Source organism: Nannocystis sp. (assembly GCF_016714285.1).
Lineage (GTDB): Bacteria > Myxococcota_A > Polyangia > Nannocystales > Nannocystaceae > Nannocystis.
This window is the reverse complement of record NZ_JADJNN010000011.1, coordinates 1-16732: the sequence shown is the minus strand read 5'-3', so window position 1 is coordinate 16732 and position 16732 is coordinate 1. Positions and strand designations below refer to the sequence as shown.

The 16732-nt window shown below is 68.3% G+C and carries 12 protein-coding genes and 1 pseudogene; 3 read left to right on the top strand and 10 right to left on the bottom strand.

The window, feature by feature from the left end:
* The first annotated feature begins 62 nt into the window (after nucleotides 1-62).
* The gene (locus IPJ59_RS19685; protein WP_293272872.1) at nucleotides 63-1775 is read left to right on the top strand and encodes a hypothetical protein; all 1713 of its coding nucleotides are present in this window, start codon (nucleotides 63-65) and stop codon (nucleotides 1773-1775) included.
* Nucleotides 1776-2001: 226 nt separating this feature from the next.
* On the opposite strand, the gene IPJ59_RS19680 is transcribed toward IPJ59_RS19685, so the two are convergent.
* The 5 genes from IPJ59_RS19680 to IPJ59_RS19660 form a co-directional block, all read right to left on the bottom strand.
* Nucleotides 2002-4134 carry a WD40 repeat domain-containing protein gene (locus tag IPJ59_RS19680; protein WP_293272871.1) on the bottom strand — a complete coding sequence of 711 codons (2133 nt, stop codon included), beginning with the start codon at nucleotides 4132-4134 and terminating at the stop codon, nucleotides 2002-2004.
* The gene (locus IPJ59_RS19675; RefSeq protein ID WP_293272870.1) at nucleotides 4107-5885 is read right to left on the bottom strand and encodes an nSTAND1 domain-containing NTPase; all 1779 of its coding nucleotides are present in this window, start codon (nucleotides 5883-5885) and stop codon (nucleotides 4107-4109) included. Before IPJ59_RS19675 ends, IPJ59_RS19680 begins: the two co-directional genes overlap by 28 nt.
* A 26-nt stretch (nucleotides 5886-5911) precedes the next feature.
* Nucleotides 5912-8050, bottom strand: a complete 2139-nt coding sequence (locus tag IPJ59_RS19670; RefSeq protein ID WP_293272869.1) for a CHAT domain-containing protein — start codon at nucleotides 8048-8050, stop codon at nucleotides 5912-5914.
* 426 nt (nucleotides 8051-8476) lie between these two features.
* Nucleotides 8477-9337 carry a prolipoprotein diacylglyceryl transferase gene (locus tag IPJ59_RS19665; protein WP_293272868.1) on the bottom strand — a complete coding sequence of 287 codons (861 nt, stop codon included), beginning with the start codon at nucleotides 9335-9337 and terminating at the stop codon, nucleotides 8477-8479.
* Nucleotides 9338-10056: 719 nt separating this feature from the next.
* Nucleotides 10057-10665 carry an RNA polymerase sigma factor gene (locus IPJ59_RS19660; RefSeq protein ID WP_293272867.1) on the bottom strand — a complete coding sequence of 203 codons (609 nt, stop codon included), beginning with the start codon at nucleotides 10663-10665 and terminating at the stop codon, nucleotides 10057-10059.
* Between the two features lie 103 nt (nucleotides 10666-10768).
* On the opposite strand from IPJ59_RS19660, the gene IPJ59_RS19655 reads away from it, so the two are divergent.
* The gene (locus IPJ59_RS19655; protein WP_293272866.1) at nucleotides 10769-11779 is read left to right on the top strand and encodes a serine/threonine-protein kinase; all 1011 of its coding nucleotides are present in this window, start codon (nucleotides 10769-10771) and stop codon (nucleotides 11777-11779) included.
* Between the two features lie 730 nt (nucleotides 11780-12509).
* Entirely contained in the window at nucleotides 12510-13277 is a 768-nt protein-coding gene (locus tag IPJ59_RS19650; RefSeq protein ID WP_293272865.1) for a PDZ domain-containing protein, read from the top strand.
* Between the two features lie 166 nt (nucleotides 13278-13443).
* Here IPJ59_RS19650 and IPJ59_RS19645 read toward each other — a convergent pair whose 3' ends face one another.
* From IPJ59_RS19645 to IPJ59_RS19625, 5 genes and pseudogenes are all read right to left on the bottom strand, one after another.
* A complete protein-coding gene (locus IPJ59_RS19645; RefSeq protein ID WP_293272864.1) occupies nucleotides 13444-13884 on the bottom strand; it encodes a hypothetical protein in 441 nt (146 codons plus the stop codon).
* A 232-nt stretch (nucleotides 13885-14116) separates the two neighbouring features.
* The gene (locus IPJ59_RS19640; RefSeq protein ID WP_293272863.1) at nucleotides 14117-14464 is read right to left on the bottom strand and encodes a transposase; all 348 of its coding nucleotides are present in this window, start codon (nucleotides 14462-14464) and stop codon (nucleotides 14117-14119) included.
* 348 nt (nucleotides 14465-14812) lie between these two features.
* On the bottom strand, nucleotides 14813-15457 hold the full coding sequence (locus IPJ59_RS19635; protein WP_293272862.1) for an RCC1 domain-containing protein: 645 nt from the start codon (nucleotides 15455-15457) through the stop codon (nucleotides 14813-14815).
* Between the two features lie 101 nt (nucleotides 15458-15558).
* Nucleotides 15559-16203: pseudogene (locus IPJ59_RS37955) on the bottom strand (DUF4215 domain-containing protein); the annotation flags it as partial.
* A gap of 5 nt (nucleotides 16204-16208) precedes the next feature.
* Nucleotides 16209-16409 carry a hypothetical protein gene (locus IPJ59_RS19625; protein ID WP_293272861.1) on the bottom strand — a complete coding sequence of 67 codons (201 nt, stop codon included), beginning with the start codon at nucleotides 16407-16409 and terminating at the stop codon, nucleotides 16209-16211.
* Between the last annotated feature and the right edge of the window lie 323 nt (nucleotides 16410-16732).

Sequence of the window (16732 nt, the reverse complement as noted above, 5' to 3'; positions counted from 1 at the left end):
GATCCGCGGAAGCCGCGGAACCAACCGGGATGCGACGTCCCCCTTGTTTCCCTGTGCTCGGTTTGATCGCGCTCGCCGCCTGTCCCGCCGACGTCAACCTGGGCCAGCTCTCTCTCACGGACAGCGACGGCAGCTCGTCGGACGCCACCGACAGCGCCGACGTCCCGACCACCGGTGAGCCCACGGCCCCGGAGGACCAGCCGGTGCTCGAGTGGACCCTGTCGCCCATCAAACAATTCCGATTCTCGTGGGCACCGGTCGTTGCTGGCCATTATCAGCTGATGGAGAGCCCGGACGTGGCCGAGCCCTACGTGCAGGTGGGCGAGGACATCGCGGGGGACGCGGCCGAGGTCGCCATCACGGTGCCGCTGTATGCCCGGCTGAACGCGCGCTACGTCCTGCGAGCGTGCAACGGCATGGCGTGCAGCGAGAGCGAGCCGGTGGCGATCTCTGGTTCGCTCGCCGAGGCGGTCGGGTACATCAAGGCCTCGAACACCGGCGTGGACGACTCGTTCGGCTCTCGCGTGGCGATCAGCGGCGATGGAGGCACGCTCGCTGTCTCCGCTCCGTTGGAGGGCAGCGGCGCGGCGGGCGTCGACGGCGACCAGACCGACAACTCGGCCGTCGGTGCGGGTGCCGTCTATCTGTTCACCCGGGTCGACGACGCCTGGGCGCAGGAGGCTTATCTCAAGGCCGCGAATCCCGACCCGGGGGACCAGTTCGGGTTCAAGCTCGCCCTGAGCGGCGACGGTGCCACGCTCGCCGTCGCCGCACTCTACGAGGACAGCCTCGCCGCCGGGATCGACGGCGACCCGGGCAACGCCGGCGTCGACGTTGGCGCCGTCTATGTGTTCGCGCGGACGGGTGGTGCCTGGTCGCAGCAGGCCTATGTCAAAGCCTCGAATTCGGGGTCGGAGGACCGGTTCGGGTACAGCGTCGCGCTGAGCAGCGATGGCGACACGCTCGCCGTTGGGGCCCTCCTTGAAGAGGATAGCCCCACGGGCGGGGCCGCGTATGTGTTCACGCGCACGGGCGTGCTCTGGTCAGAGGAGGCCTACCTCAAGGCCTCGAACGCGAGCGCCTACTCTTTTTTCGGCGGAGACGTCGCGCTCGACGACAGCGGCGACACGCTCGCCGTCGGCGCCTCGGTCGAGTCGTTGACGGGCGCCGTCTATATGTTTGCGCGGGTTGACGGAGTCTGGTCGGAACAGGCCTATCTCCGGGCCGCGATTCCGATCGAACTCGAGACCTTCGGTCACGCCGTCGGGCTGAGCGGCGACGGCAACACCCTGGGTGTCGGCGCTATCGGGGCCACCTTCGTCCCGGTCGGCTATCCGTTCGTGCTCGGCTCCGTGTACGTGTTTCGCCGCGAGGGATCGGCGTGGGCGCAGGAGGCCATCGTCAAGACCGGGAGCCTCGGCGATGACTTCGGGACCGAGGTGCGGTTCTGCACCGACGGGACGATCATGGCCGTCGGCAGCGTGTACGAGGACAGCTATTCGATCGGTCTCAACGGCGATCAGGACGACGATTTCGCGCCGCAGGCGGGCGCCGCCTACGTGTTCCGGCGCGAGGGGGACGCCTGGTGGCAACAGGCCTATGTCAAGGCGCCGAATACCGAGGGTAGCGACTACTTCGGCAGCAGCGTCGCGCTGAGCGACGATGGTAGCATCTTGGCCGTCGGTGCCGCGAAGGAGGCCGGTGGATCGTCGGGCATCGGCGGCGACCAGGCCGACAACGCGGCGCCCGGGGCCGGCGCGGTCTATCTCTATTGATCGCCGCTGCGATCAGGACTGCGTCGTGCTCACCCGGGCAGCGGCGATAGTCATCGCCATCACGATCGATCCGGGCGCGGGGGGACAGGGGTTGGCGACCTGAACGACGCCGCCGCGGCGGTCCAGAAAATCCGGCGGATCGCCGGCAGCCCCGAGAACCTGTTCACCATCTGTCGGTCTCGGTGAGGCAGCCGTCGAAGAAGGCGGTACCCGATTGCCCGCTGACCTAAGGCGTGGGCGCGGCCTTGGGGTCAGGTTCGCGACCATGCTGGCGTTCGCAGGCATGGTACGCCCGGGTTGCGTCGGTCTCACTCTCGAGTAGATATTTTTGGCGTTGGTCGATGGAGAGGCAACTGATCGTGGCTTCGCGAATGGCTTCCAGGAGGAGTGTGAGGTCGAAGAGGAAGACCGTGGTCGTGTTGTCCTCCGAAGCAGTGAGGATGCGCTTGCCGTCGGGGCTCCAGGTGGCGTTGACGACGAGGTCGTCGGTAAGTCTGAAAGAAGTGCCTGAATCATCGGCGTTCCACACCGCGGTCTCGTCCACGGAAATCGTGATGATATGTTCGCCATCGGGGCTCCATCTCGGAGGGGCGAGGAGGCGCCCGACGCCATCGAGGACGATGGGAGGGCGTGAGCCATCGACCTTCCATATCATCGCGTCCTTGTCATCGGAGGCGGTGAGGATGCGTTCGCCGTCGGGGCTCCACGCCACGAATTCGACCGCCTTCTCGTGGCCCTTGAGGATGATGGGAGAGCTCGAGCCATCGGCGTTCCACACCCTGGCTGTCTTGTCACCGGAGGCGGTGACGATGTGTTTGCCGTCGGGGCTCCACGCGGCAGAGCCAATACCTCTCTCGTGGCCTTTGAGGACGAGGGCAACGCTGGGGGCTCCAGCGTCCCAGACCCTGGCCGTGCCGTCCTTGGAAGTGGTGAGGATGCGTTTGCCGTCGGGGCTCCAGGCGCCAGACCAGACGGTGTCGTCGTGGCCGTCAAGGATGATGGGAGAGCCCGAGCCATCGGCGTTCCAGACCCTGGCCGTATTGTCGCCGGAAATCGTGAGGACGCGTGTGCCGTCGGGGCCCCAGGCGGCGAAGAGGACGGAATCTTCGTGGCCTTTGAGGATGATGGGGGCGCCGGAGACATCGGTGTTCCAGACCCTGGCCGTTCTATCATCGGAGGTGGTGATGATGCGCTTGCCGTCGGGGCTCCACGCGGCGGACAGGACGTGACCCTTGTGGCCTTCAAGGAGGAGGACAGTACCGGTGCGATCGACATTCCAGACCGTGGCTATTTTGCCGTCGGTAGGAAATGTGATAATGCGTGTACCGTCGGGGCTCCACTCGGCGGAGTCGAGCGTAACTTCGTCGTCCGTGGGGATGATGGGAGCGCCGGGGGCATCGACGTTCCAGACCATGGCGGTGTTGTCGTCGGAAACAGTGAGGACGCGCTTGCCGTCGGGACTCCATGCGGCGGAATCGACGGAGCCCGCGTGGCTGGCGAGGCTGATGGGAGAACCTGGGCCATCAACGTTCCAGACCATGGCGGTGTTGTCGTCGGAACCGGTGAGGATATGCTTGCCGTCAGGGCTCCACCTGGCGACAAGGACATCGCTGTTATGCTCCGTGAAGGTGAAGGGAGAGCCCGAGCCGTCGGCGTTCCAGACCTTGGCGTTCATGTCAGTCGAAACCGTGACAATGCGCTTGCCGTCCGGGCTCCAGGCGACGGAGTTGATGGTGTCATCGTGGCCCTCGTAGCCTCCGAGGATGATGACCTTGCCCAAGCCATTGGCTTTCCAGACCCTGGCCGTGCAGTCTTCGGAAGCCGTGAGGACGTATTTGCCGTCGGGGCTCCAAACGGCCGCGGTGATGGTGTCATCGTGGCCCTTGAGGATGAGGGGCGAGCCGGAGCCATCGGCGTTCCATACCCTGGCCGTTGCCTCGTAGATAGCCGTGGTGAGGATGCGTTTGCCGTCGGGGCTCCAGGCGGCCGAGGTCACGGACCCCTCGTGGCCCTCGAAGATGAAGGCAACACCGGAGCCATCGGCGTGCCAGACTCTGGCCGTGTTGTCGTCGGAGGCGGTGACGACGCGCGTGCCGTCGGGGCTCCACGCGGCCGAGAGCACGGAGTCTTCGTGGCCCTCGAGGATGAAGGGCGTGCCCGAGCCATCGGCGTTCCAGATCCTGGCTGTGTTGTCATTCGAAGCGGTCACAATGCGTTTGCCGTCGGGGCTCCACGCGGCGAAATTGATGGATCCCTCGTGGCCTGTGAAAATGATGGGAATGCCGGCGCCGTCGGCGTTCCACACCCTGGCCAACTTGTCCTTGGAGGCAATCAGGATGCGTTCGCCGTCGGGCTCCACACGGCGGAATTCACGCGGTCCGCACGGCCGAGGACGAACTTTGGAAGCGGGCGCGAGTTAGTGGAACTTGCGAATTCTCGCCACCGAGGCACGTTCTCGGGCCGTGGCACCTCGACGATCACCATCGATGCCAGACCATGCTGGCCCGTGGCCAGGAGTTCCCCGACGCTCGCTATCATGGTGGCCAGCCGAGCCGCATCCCGCTGTTCGACGGCCTCCGCCTTGGCCTTCACGGCCTCCGCCCCGGCCCTCACGGCCTCCGCCTCGGCCCTCACGGCCACGTGGAGTTGCCTGATGGCCTCCTCCTTGGCAGCCATCGTCTCCTCCTCGGCAGCCAGCGCCGCTACCCCCAACGCTGCCACGACCATCGCCACGACCACCGCCACTGTCGCCAGCACGACCAGGCGGCGTCGCGCAGCCAGGTCCTTCGCCCGCTGCTCGCGTGACGCCGCCAGGAATTCGCGCTCCCCCTCGGTCACCAGGCCCCGATGCTCCTTCGCCCACCTCACGGCCTCCGGCAACGTCTCCGCCCCCAGCAACAGGCCGCGATCGCGTCGCCCGTTCTCCCATAACCGGGCCTGCACTTGCAGCGGATGCAGGTTTGCCTGCTCCCACTGCTGATTGTCCTCCTGCACCGGATCCACCAACCGGTCGTGGCTCAGCTCGAACCAGGTTCCGCCCGCCCGCTGCTCGCTGCGCACCAGGTAGCTGTCGAGCAATTGCAGCACGATGCGATTGTCGAGCCCCGCGCTGCGCCCCGCCTCTTGCCGCACTTGCGAGCGGATCCCCGCCACGATGAGCTTTTCACCGACCCATTCTCGAACGCTGCGCTCGATCGTGCGGTCGCCCCCGGCGACCTTGAGCACGGCGTCCGCGTAGTAACTGGCGAGTGACCTGGACACGTCGCCATACTGCTGGATGTCGCCGGGGTCGATGCTTCGATCGTCTTCGGGCATGGCCGCCCACAGGCGGCGACAGACCACTTGCAGTTGGACCGGCTCCACGTGCAGGCCCTGCTCGGTGACGAAGCTGCCATCGGGCTGCTGCACCTTCACCGCCGAGAGGTCACGGACCAACTGATCGACCGCCGGAAAGCTGCGTCCGCCTTGTTCGGCCAGCCTTACGGCCACCTCTGCGGCGCCTTGCAGCCCGAGGAGGTCGAGGCGAAAGGTATTGGCCATCTGTGTGGGGATATGGTCGCGGTAGGGCGCCAGAGCGCCCAAATAGTCCTCGCGGAGGATGAACAACGCCCAGTATTTTCCGGTGTCCAGCGCCCGGCCAAGCGCGGCAAAGAACTCCTGCCTGGCCTCGGCCTCGCGTGGCGCGGCTGTGAGGATCTCCTCGAATTGATCGAAGAGCAACACCACCGGACGGTCGGCTCGACTCCTGCGACGCGGCCGGCTCTCCACATACTCGAGGAAGTCGACCCTGGCCAACGCTGCGGGGCTCTGGTGGCGGTCGGGGGGCAGTTCGTCCTCGAGGCTGACGATCGCGCTCAGGAGAAAGCGGTTCGTCTGCTCGGGCGCACCGAGATCGTGCGGATCGAGGTTGACGCGGATCGGCTTCCAGACATCGAAGCCGGCCGCCTTCAGCCGCGGGATCAACCCCGCGTGCACCAGCGAGCTCTTGCCGGCGCCTGAGGGCGAGTGCAGCACGACGATACGGCGCGCCTGCAGCTGGTTGTACAGGTCGCGGACCTCCGTCTCGCGGCCATACAGCGTCTCACCCTGCTGAATGGGGCGCGGGCCCACAAAAGGGTTGCCGTCCGATGCCCGGCCTACATGCGACGTCCCAGGCTCCATTCGTCGTCCTCGTCTTCCGTTGGAGTATCTTCGGCGTCGAGGTTGCCAGCGGCGGCCAGCTCGTCGCGCAGGGCGCAGAGGAACTCCTCGGAGCTGCCCCAGAAGATGTTGATATTGGCCTCTTTGCCGAGGTACTCGGCCAGGTACACCTTGGCGCCCTCGACGTCGGCCATTGTCTGCATGTCGGGGTCGAGCTGCACCGCCACATGGCAGTAGTCGCGCAGCTTCTCGCGCCCTGGCAGGCCCATCATCAAGCGAAACAGCACGCGAAAATGCCAGTCCGTCAGACGAAAGCCCAAGAACAGCAACGAGTTGTCGACCAGCGCGCTCTCGACCTCGGAGGGGATCAGCTTGGCCGCGTTGGCGGTGAGGAGGTAATCGAAATAGTCGTTCTCTGTCAGCACCAGACCGTCGTCGGCCTGGGGCCCGAAGGCTCCAAACACGTGATAGACGAGCGGCGCCTTGGGGGTGGGTACTTTGACACCGAGCTCGGCGGCGCTCAGTGGCTTTCGCTTGTGCCGCCAGGGCGTGCGGACCTGCTGCGGGGTCCTGGCGTGGGCCTCGAGGGCCCACTCGAGCAGCGGGTCGAAGTTGGTGGTCACGTAGACCGAGGCGCCCAGCTCGGCCAGGATCCGGTGGGGCTCGGTCGCATTCTGGCGCAGGTGCGCGCCGACCAGGCCGAGCAACCTGCCGAGCTTGGGCTTCTTGTTCGCGGGCGGGATCTCTGCGGGCGGCAACCAGTCACGGTGTTGTTCGATCAAGTCGTGCAGCAGCTGATCCTGGTAGGCCTGGACCACGTTGTAGCGCGACTCTTTGACGCCCATGAATTCGGTCACCCGCGGGAGGTCGTCCCACTCGTGCGCGGCCATGGGATAGTGATGGGCGCCCGCCAGCCGGAGCGCGGTCTCGTGCGAGGACCCGTGCGCCGCCTCGAGCAGGCGTGGGCCGATGATCGGCACCACCTTGCCCCTGGCGACCGGCGCCAGCAGACGACGCCAGACGTCCTTGCCCGTGGTGCCGTGAAAACCCTGCATGTACCACAGGCAGCCCGCAGTCAGGCGCGAGTAGAGGGCCGGCATCCAGGCGTCGCTGCGGCCCTGCACCTTGCCACGTGCGACCGCGAGGGCGCGGTCGATCTGGCCGTCGCGCAGCAGCTCGCTGAAGAATGTGGGCATCATCGCCGCCACGGTCTGCATCGTGATGAAGCCCTGCATCGCCAGCACGCCGGGGACCCCGGCGTCGGCGAGACGGCCAGCGAGCGTGGCCTGAACGGTGGTGCGCTCAGGGGCCGCGAGCTGCTGGCCATCACCGGCGCTCTGGCACGAGGCGAGCACCACCAAGCGTGGGCCCTTTTGGAGCTCGCCGATACGGGTCGCCAACTCCTCACCGGAGACCGGTTTGGCCGCGCCTGCGTCGTCTTGCAGGATCAGCGCCGGGACCCCGGTGCTGCGTTGAAAAACGCCATGGCTGACGAGATATACGATGTCGACACCGTGGCGCAGCTCGTCGATCAGGCGGTCGAGCGTAAATGGCGAGCCCGGACCGCCGAGCGTGCGCACCGCGATGCCGCCGAGCGCCGCTCGGACGCGACCGACTTCACCTTCGTAGTCGACCGGAGCCAGCCCCATGCTCTGCAACCTGGCAGGGGCCGAGACGGCGATCAGGGCGCTGAGCTCGGTGCGGGCGCGCAGCTTCACCGGCCGCCAGTCGCGGGAGACCATGAAGCGCGACAGCAGCACGGTTTCGGATGTGCCGAGGGCGGCGCCGGAACGGGGATGCCGCAGCAGCTCCCAGCGCAGGGCCTGCAGTTCTTGGGCGGAGGGATCGATGCACACGAGCACCCGCAAGAAGCTGTTTGAGGCCTGAGCGGCGGTCTCGACCTGAATGAAGCGCTGCGTGACCTCGGCGTCGGAGAAAAGCTGACTGGCCAGTGTCTTGCCATAGTCGGCGGGCTTCGCCTCGTGCTGCAGAAGTGCGGGCGGATCGATGGCAGCGATGCCACGCAGCGGAGCGACCTGGGCCTGGCTCCCCGGGTCGCTGTGCGCCAACTCGACCTGATAGGTCTCGGCGATCCGATGGATCGAGATGCTCAGCGTGAAATACTTGGTATCCATCGAGATAACCGCCAATGTCCGCATTGGAACACAAGGAGTTAGTCTGGGTTAATATTTGGTATCTAGTGGGGGCGAGTCCGGGTTGGCGACGGGTCTCGTCGTGCACCGCAGGTCGCTTTCGCGCGGCGATCTGGTTAGCGGTCCGGCGGGCCGAGTACGCGGGAACAGCAGTGCCTCGCCGGGAGGGGTCAGGGCGGGAACCGCAGAGCCCGGCCACGAGGATGACGTGGGGGCGACGCTCTGGCTCCGTGGAAGACACGGACGATATCGTCGGCGGTCGCGGTGAATGAGTGGCTCATGCTCTTGGTGCCACGGCGCCAACGGATCCATCACCCCATCGCATAAGAATCGCGGCCGACCCGGTCGCGTGGTCTTGCGGCTACCCTCGCTCTCTGGGCATGCGTCACGTCCTTTGGTCTTGGTTGGTCAACGCCCGGTCAACGACCGCGGTGCCCGCTTGACGAGGACGATCAGCGCGATCGCCAGCGCGGTCAGACCCAGCGAGATCGACTGGCTGGTGGTCAGCATGACCGGGATGGTGGGGTCGAGCCCGAGGCTCGCGTTGAGCCCCGGCGTGTCGAGCTCGAGCACGTAGCCGCGCACGGCGTCGCCGCGGAACATCTCGAGCACGAAGCGCGCCGCCGGGTAGAGGAGGATGTAGTGGAGGGTGACCTGGCCGTGGAACTGCTTGTGCAGGCGCAGGTGTGCGAGCCACAGGAACACCATGAATTCGACGCCCGATTCGGCGAGCGGGATCGGATAGCGGCCCCAACCTTCGACCAGGTAGGCCCTCGAGTTCTCGGGATAATGGACGGAGAGGATACCCTCATGCGGCGCCCCGTAGCAGCAGCCAGCGGCGAGGCAACCGAGCCGGCCGATGGCGTGGGCGAGCGCGAGGTAGGGTGTGCCGAGGTCGAAGAAGCGACGAAAGCGCAGCCAGCCCTCGCGCAGTGGGGCCCTCGATCCGACGAGGAAGTGGTAGGCCAGGTAGGCCGCCGCGCCGAGCGGGCCGCCATAGAATACGAGCCCGCCCTCCCAGACCGTGAGGATCGCGGCGGGATGGGCCAGGAAATGCCGGAGGTTGGCCGCCACGAAGAACAACCGCGCGGTGATCAGGCCCCACAGCAACATCAAGAGCACGAGCTTCTCGAACGCGGCGGGGGTCATCAGCTGGATGCGCTGATTCTCCCGATTGCTGCCGACCATCGCCGCGAGGATGCCGAGCGCTGCCATGACGCCGTAGACGGTGAAGTGAAGCGGGCCGATGTGGATGGGTTCGGGGAACATGGCGGCGGAGACCTGGCGGTGTGGCGGGTCGCGCGGATCGAGTGAAGCGTGCGACCCGCCGCTGGTGCCTGGCGACTACTTGGCCAGCGGGCGGCTACTCGGCGCCTGCTGCTTGTACCCCTCGTACCCGCTGTCACAGGCGGTGAAGGTGGCGAGGGTGGCGAGGGCGACAAGGAGCATCGAGAGGATCTTCATGGTGGACTCGTTTTCCGAGGGTTGGGTGTGATGTTCAGGTCGGCCCCACGAGGAGCCCACGTGCTTTGTTCCCCGGCCCTGGCGGATCCATCACCGAAGATTTCAACAATGACGCGGCGCTGATACGCGCCTGCGGGCCGCAGGGGCACCAGTCGTCGTGCTCGACTGGGGGCACGCCCAGCTCCGAGAGCAGCTGGTCCCAGCCGTGGGCCCGGCCGCGATGGAGGCCATCGACGCACTGGCGATACGACGCGAGGCTACGCGCTCCACCCCGAGCGTTTCGTCCACGGCCCGCCCAGCACCCGCCTGCCGCCTGAAGCCGTCTACATCAACCCCCCGGAGGACATGGCCAAGAGCCAGATCAAGGGTTCACTAAATTGATCCCGGCTGTGTCTCAAAATCGTTGACAGGTACCGACAGGTGCTGCAGATCGGCTCACCGCACGCTTACCGCACCTCGGCCATCGACGAGGTGCACTCGAAAGGCGCCATGTTCGTTGGTACGCGCAATACCCCGTGCGGCGATCACGGGCGACCGATGCGGTCGCGCAGCTCACGGGCCCAGCGTTCGATGTCCTCGATGCTGGGTTCGCCGAGCCCTGGGCCGAGCGTCTGGAGCTGCTGTGCGAGCAGCTCTCGCGCGCGACGGAGGCGGCTGCGCACGGTGCCCTCGGGCACGCCCAGCACGCTGCCGATCTCGCCGGCCGCGAGTTCCTCCCAGTAGAACAGCTCGACAGCGATCTGAAGGTCGAGCGGCAGCGCCTGAAGGGCCGAGTAGAGCAGGGCGAGCTGCTTGCGCTGGTCGTGCAGCACGCTCGGCGTGATGCCGAGGTCCGCCACCGAGGTGGTGAGCTCATCGATATAGCGGCCGTCGCGATACTCATCGCGGAAGCGTCGCAGCAGCAGATTGCGGGCGATGCCGAAGAGGTAGGCCCGAACCACCACCCCCGACGGGATCTCGGCGCTGCGCTCGAGCAGGCCGAGGAAGCTGCGCTGGACCAGGTCGTCGACCCCGGAAGAGACCTTGCTGAAGAAGAAGCGGGAGACGCCGTCGACGTGGCGGGCGAACAGCGCCCGCCCGGCGCGCTGGTCCCCGCCGCGCCAGGATGCGAGCAGGGCCGCGTCGGAGTCCATGCGACGACATTATCCCGGCGGAGCGTGGGCGCGAAATAAAATCTTCGCCTGGCCGTGATCGATGAGCGTCCTCGTGGAACGTGGCAAACAGGAGCTGACGACCATGCGAACAGATGCGATCCTGCCGGCCCGGGCCGTGACGAACACCTCGAGCACTCTGGCGAGCGGCCCGACCGAGGCGGCCCTGGGTCTGGCGCCGATCGACCAGGTGCGACGCCAGGTTTCCGCCGCCCTGTTCGGCCCCGACGCTGCGCCCACGCAGGTCGGCCGCTTTCAGGTCCAGCGACTGCTCGGGGCCGGCGGGATGGGGGTGGTATTCGCCGCCCATGATCCGCAGCTCGGCCGGACCGTCGCGCTCAAGCTGCTCCAGCCGATGAGCAGCGACGAGCGAGCCCGCGAGCGTCTGCTGCGCGAGGCCCAGGCCATGGCCAGGCTGCAACACCCCAACGTCATCGGCGTCCACGAGACCGGCGTCCACGGCGATCAGGTCTACGTCGTGATGGAGTACGTCGAGGAGGGCACGCTGGCCGACTGGCTGCGCGTGCACCCGCGGAGCTGGCAGGAGACCGTCGACATGCTCATCCAGGCCGGCGAGGGCCTGGCGGCCGCGCACGCCGCGGGTCTGGTGCACCGCGACTTCAAACCGGCGAACATTCTCGTCGGCGGCGGCCGGGCGCGAATCTCGGACTTCGGGCTCGCCCGTGCGGCGGTGATGATCGAGGAGATGGAGCGCACCAGCGCGGACGATGGATCGCTGCTGACCTCGCCGCTGACGCGAACTGGGGCGCTCCTGGGCACGCCTGCCTACATGGCGCCGGAGCAGATCCGCGGCGAGGCGGTGCTTGCGAGCAGCGATCAATTCGCCTTCGCCATCGTGCTGTACGAGGCGTTGTTCGGTCACCGCCCCTTCCTCGGCGCGTCGATCGGTGCCCTCGTCCTGGCGATCGATGGTGGACAGATCGCTCGCCCGTCGCGCAAGGTGCCGCTGCCCTCGGCCCTGTTCGCGGTGATCCGCCGCGCCTCTCGCCGGGCCCCGCGCAGCGCTTTCCCAATATGCGCGCGCTGCTCGACGCGCTGCGGGCGGCACGGCGGCCAGCTTGGCGACCACGCCTGATCGTCGGCGGCCTGGTCCTGATCGTCGGCGGCCTGGTCCTCGCCGCCCTCAGCCAGCCCACCGGGGAGACCCCGCCCATAGCGATCGCCGGCGCCATCTGCGACGCCGAGCCGCTCGCCGACGTCTGGGACCCCGCCCGCCGCGATCAACTCGCCGGCCTCCTCCCACCGCAGACCGCCGGCCTCCTCCCCACGCTCGACGACTACGCCGCGCAATGGACCCGCCGCCACGACGATCGCTGCGCCGCCGGTCCCCACACCGCGCAGTGGGCCGACAGCTGCCTCGCCGACCGCCGCAGCGCCCTCGCCGATCTCGTGCAGGCCGTCGTCGACGCCGATGATCACGTTAGAGCCCGCGCCCACCTCGCCCCCGAGCTGCTCCCCGCCCTCGCCGACTGCGACGCCCCGTCCAACTACACGACCCTCGTCAGCGAGGGCGACCCGGACCAGCGAGCCTCCCGCTGGCGCCTCCGCCTCGCCGCCGCCGAGGCGTTCGCGCCCCGCATCGCAACCCGTCCCGCCAGCCAGGACACCCACGACGAGATTAGCCAGCTGCTCAACGCCGGAAGCAAGGACCGCCGCGTCTACGTCGAGGCCCTGTTCGCCCTCGCCGTCGGCAACCTCCGTGTGGGTCTCGGCCAGCAAGCGAAGCAGGCCGACGCCTTCAGTCGCCTCCAGCGCATCGGCAAGCCAACACCGATGGCTTCGCCGACCTCGCCGCCCGCGCCTCGGTGCTCGCCGCCGAGGTGCTGGAGGCCGGTCCCCACGCCGACGAGCAGCGCACCCGTGTCTGGAGCCTCGCCGACGCAGCCCTCGCCCGCCTCCCGGACGCCCATCCGCTGCGCCTCCGCCTCCAGCGCGACCTCGGCTACATCGCCCTCGCCCACGCCCGCCACGTCACGCCGGAGGGCACCTGCACCGGCGACGCCGTCGACTTCCAGCGCTGTGGCGAGCTGTTCACCGCCACCCGTCGCCTCGCCGCGATCGCCCGCGATCCCGCCGCCATGGCCACCGACCACGAGCTGCTCGCCCGGGCCCACCGCTGGGCCGGCAACGAGGCCGCCGCCGCCGTCGCCCGCGCTGGCGCCGATCCCCAGCCCCTCGTCGAGTCCGGGCTCGGCTACCTCGACTTCAGCCGCGCCGAGGTCGTCGCCCCAACCCCTTCGCTCGCCGATCACGTTCGCTGCAACGCCGACCTCAGCGTCTGCGAGGTCGACCGGGCATTCGTCACCGCCGCCGGCATGTTCGCCGACATGAGGATCATGGACTCCGTGGCAGACGGCGTCACCCGCGGCCCCAAGCTCTACGCCATCACCCCCGACAGCCCCTTCTCGATCCTCGGCCTCAAGAACGGCGACCTGGTCGTCGATCTCGCCGGCACGCCGATCGAGGCTAGCAACTTCCTCCCCAGCTTCGAGCGCTTCATCGCCGCCGGTGGCGGCACGATCCGCATCGAACGCAAGGGCGAAGCGATCGAGCGCCGCTTCATCGTGAAGTGACCCGACCCTTCTCGAAGTCGCCGCACCCGGCGAAGCCCTCGAGCTCGGCCTTCACGAACTCGGGCAGCGGACCCTGCCCGCTCTCCTCGAGGCGCGCGAGGAACCCCAGGAGGTGCCGACAGCACCGGACCGCAGGCGACGCGCACGACAAGTCCGCACCGACGGTTCACAGCGAGAGCGGGAGGTCCCAGGCGAGGATATCGCCGGGTGCGAAGTAGTCGGCGGGCATGAAGTAGAGCTTGCCGCTGGGGCTGACGGCGACGCGGCCCTTGCCGGGCATCATCTGGAAGTCCTCGATGTCGCCGGTGAAGGCGTCGACGATGACGACCTCGAGGGTGGACAGGGAGGCATAGACCTTGTTGGTGAAGGGGTCGTGGCTGAGCGAGGTGGCGTGCGCGCCGAGCTCGGCCACGGGCGTGGCGATCTGGGTGACGACGTTGTAGCGCTGGAGGGCGCCGCCCTCGAGCGCGACGAGCAGGTGCACCGGGCTGACCGGCGCCGAGGCGTGCACGCGGGCGGGGAATTTGTTGACGACCTCCTGGGTCCCGCCCACGAGGTCGGCGCGGTTGAACTCGCCGTTGGCGGTGGAGTTGCCGACATACAGCACGCGGGTCCGAAGCCAACCCCCCAGCCAAGAATCGAGAACGCTGTTTGAAGCCATCCCGGCCCCCGCAAGGGGGCTTTTCGGTTTTACGGATTGTCCGCGGTATTACGCCCGAGTACGCGGGAGTTGGCACGGGTACTGGCACGGATACGTCACGGATTTCGGCGGCGAAGTGCCAACGAGGTTGGCGATTCCGCGCCAACCTGTCGCTTATTTCACATCATTCATGTGGATTTTAGCCGGCGAGCTCTGCCTGGCGAGCCGCGGGGCGTACCGCCTGGAGGGCGGAGAGGGTCATCGGCGGCGGCGCGGACGGTGAGTCGGGCGCGGGGCGCGGGCCGGCGAGCGAGAGCTGCACGCAGGCGGCCAGCGCGGGTCGAGAGTCGAGGTCGTCGTCGGCGGCACGAACGACCTCGTGGACCTGCGCGAGCACGGCGGTCATGCGCTCCGGCGTCGGCGGCGGCGCGGCCAGGAAGCGCAGCTCGCCGTCGTTCTGCTCCTCGTACGCGCCGTCGGTGACGAGGCAGTGCAGGTGAACGTAGAGGCCGAGGTCGCTGCGGAAGCGCTGGACGACAGTGACCACGCCCGCGTGCAACGACGCGACCGAGGCCAGGCCCGTGCTGCTGCTTCACGCTGCGCCGCATGTCCTGCATCACCGCCCGCGCCAGCCGCCCGGCGATGGCGGGCCAGCAGCGGCGCGTCGTAGCCCAAACGCACCGCCATCGGGCCCGGGAACGAGCACCACTGCCGGTAACCCCACCGCCGGCAGCACGTGGTCCACCAGCAACGCCGCGCCCTCGGCCATCCGCCGGCCCATACACGAGGGACAGCATCCGCGCGGCCGCGTCGCCCCGAGCTTGACGGGCGCGGACGGCCTTTCAGGGCCACGCTCGTCTGTTGAGCCGCGGATGCCGTGTCATTCGGGGCGGCGTTAGAAGGGCACGGGCCCCCAGCTCGCCGGGGTCTCGTCGTCGCCGAGGTCGGCCAGGCCGCCATATCCGAGCGCGCCCTCGCTGCCCATGCCCCAGCAGTGGACGGCGCCGCTCGTAGCGATCGCGCAGGTGTGGTAGCCGTGGCCGCTGACGTCGGCGATCGGGGCGCCGAGCTGGACGGGGGCCGCGAAGCTGGTGGCCTCGAGGGTGTGCCCGAGGCCGAGCTGCCCGTGGTCGTTGCGTCCGGCGCAGCGCACCTCGCCGGACTCGAGGAGGACGCAGGTGAAGGAGAGCCCGAGGGCCAGGTCGATCACCTTGGCGCCGTTGATGGGCACGTCGCCCGCGTCGCTCGGATCCTCGTCATCGCCGATCGCGTCGGTATGACCATAGCCGAGCTGGCCGTTGAAATTCATGCCCCAGCAGCGGAGGTCGCCCGAGGTCGTGATCGCGCAGTTGTGGTGCGCACCGCTGGCGATCGTCGCCGCCTCGGCGCCGAGCTCGACGGTCTCGGCGTCGGCGGCGAGGGGGATCGGGTCGACGTGGCCGACCCCCAGGCGGCCGTCGTTGGCCCCCCAGCAGCGGACCGTCCGGTCGTCCATCCGCAGGCAGTTGTGGAACATCCCCGAGCTGACCTCCGCGACCACGCCGGCGATCGGCAGGTCGCCGACCGAGGCGGGGTCTCGTCGTCGCCGATCGACTGGCCGGTGCCGTAGCCGAGCACACCTCCTATATCCTCGAGGCCCCAGCAGCGGACCTTTCCGCCGACCACGACCGCGCAATTGTGGCGAGTGCCGGCGGCGAGCTGCACCGCGACCGCGCCGAGGTCGACGTCGCCAGCGACCGCCGGCGCCTCGTCGTCGCCGACGTTCGCGGTGTTGCCATAGCCGAGCTGGCCCTCGAGGCCCCACCCCCAGCAGCGCACCTTGCCCCCGACGACCAGCGCGCAGGTGTGCCCCTGACCGCCCGCGAAGGCCAGGGGCGCCGCGCCGAGGTCGACCGGCGCGGTCGCCGAGGCCGGCTCGTCGCTCAGGTCGAGGGTGTGGCCCTGTCCGAGGTTCCCGACGTTGTTGGCGCCCCAGCAGCGCACCGCGCCGCCCTCGGCGAGCACGCAGCTCGTGTGCCACGAGACGCCGACCAGGAGCGCCCGCGCCGGCTCGCCTGGGGGCGGGCCCCCGAGCGTACAGGCGTTCGAGCAGGCGTCATCATTGTTTGTGTTGCCGTCGTCGCAGGCCTCGACGCCGACGTGGACGTGGCCGTCCCCGCAGAGCGCGAGGAGGCAGGCGCTGGTGCAGGCGTCACCGTCGTCCGCGTTGCCATCGTCACAAGCCTCATCCGGGTCGACGACCCCGTTCCCGCAGTTGTCCGCGTAACCGGTGGTCGGGGGAGCCATCATCATCAGGAGCCATCGTCGTAGGAGCCATCGTCGTAGGAGCCATCATCGTAGCTACAGCCAGAGACGCAATCGCCGTCATCGATACCACCGTCGTCCATACCACCGTCGTCCATACTACCGGAGCCGCAGCCGCCCGCGGTAAAGCTGAGGCCAAGAAATGCGATAAGGATCGCGGTGCGTGAGCGTGGTTCGATATTTGCCATGAATAATCACAGGCATCATCCGACCCGCAACCCTGGGCGTCAAGGCACGCAATCGCGCAGCGTGCATCGCGGCAGTGCCGCGTCACGGGAGGGCCAACATGGAGTCGGACGGCAACCTGCGCGCACGCCAGGCCACCCAGTCGCCGCCAACATGGACGCCGGGCCTGACCGGGCGCTTCGTCACGCTCGCGCTTCCCCTCGCCCTTTAGTGCTGGTGAGGTGGACCCTGAAGGGATGAGCAGGACCACGCAGGGAGCGCGTCGGCGGTGCACGGAGTGCCGGTGCTGGTATCACGCGGAGCCGAGGACGGGGGCGCGCCAGCG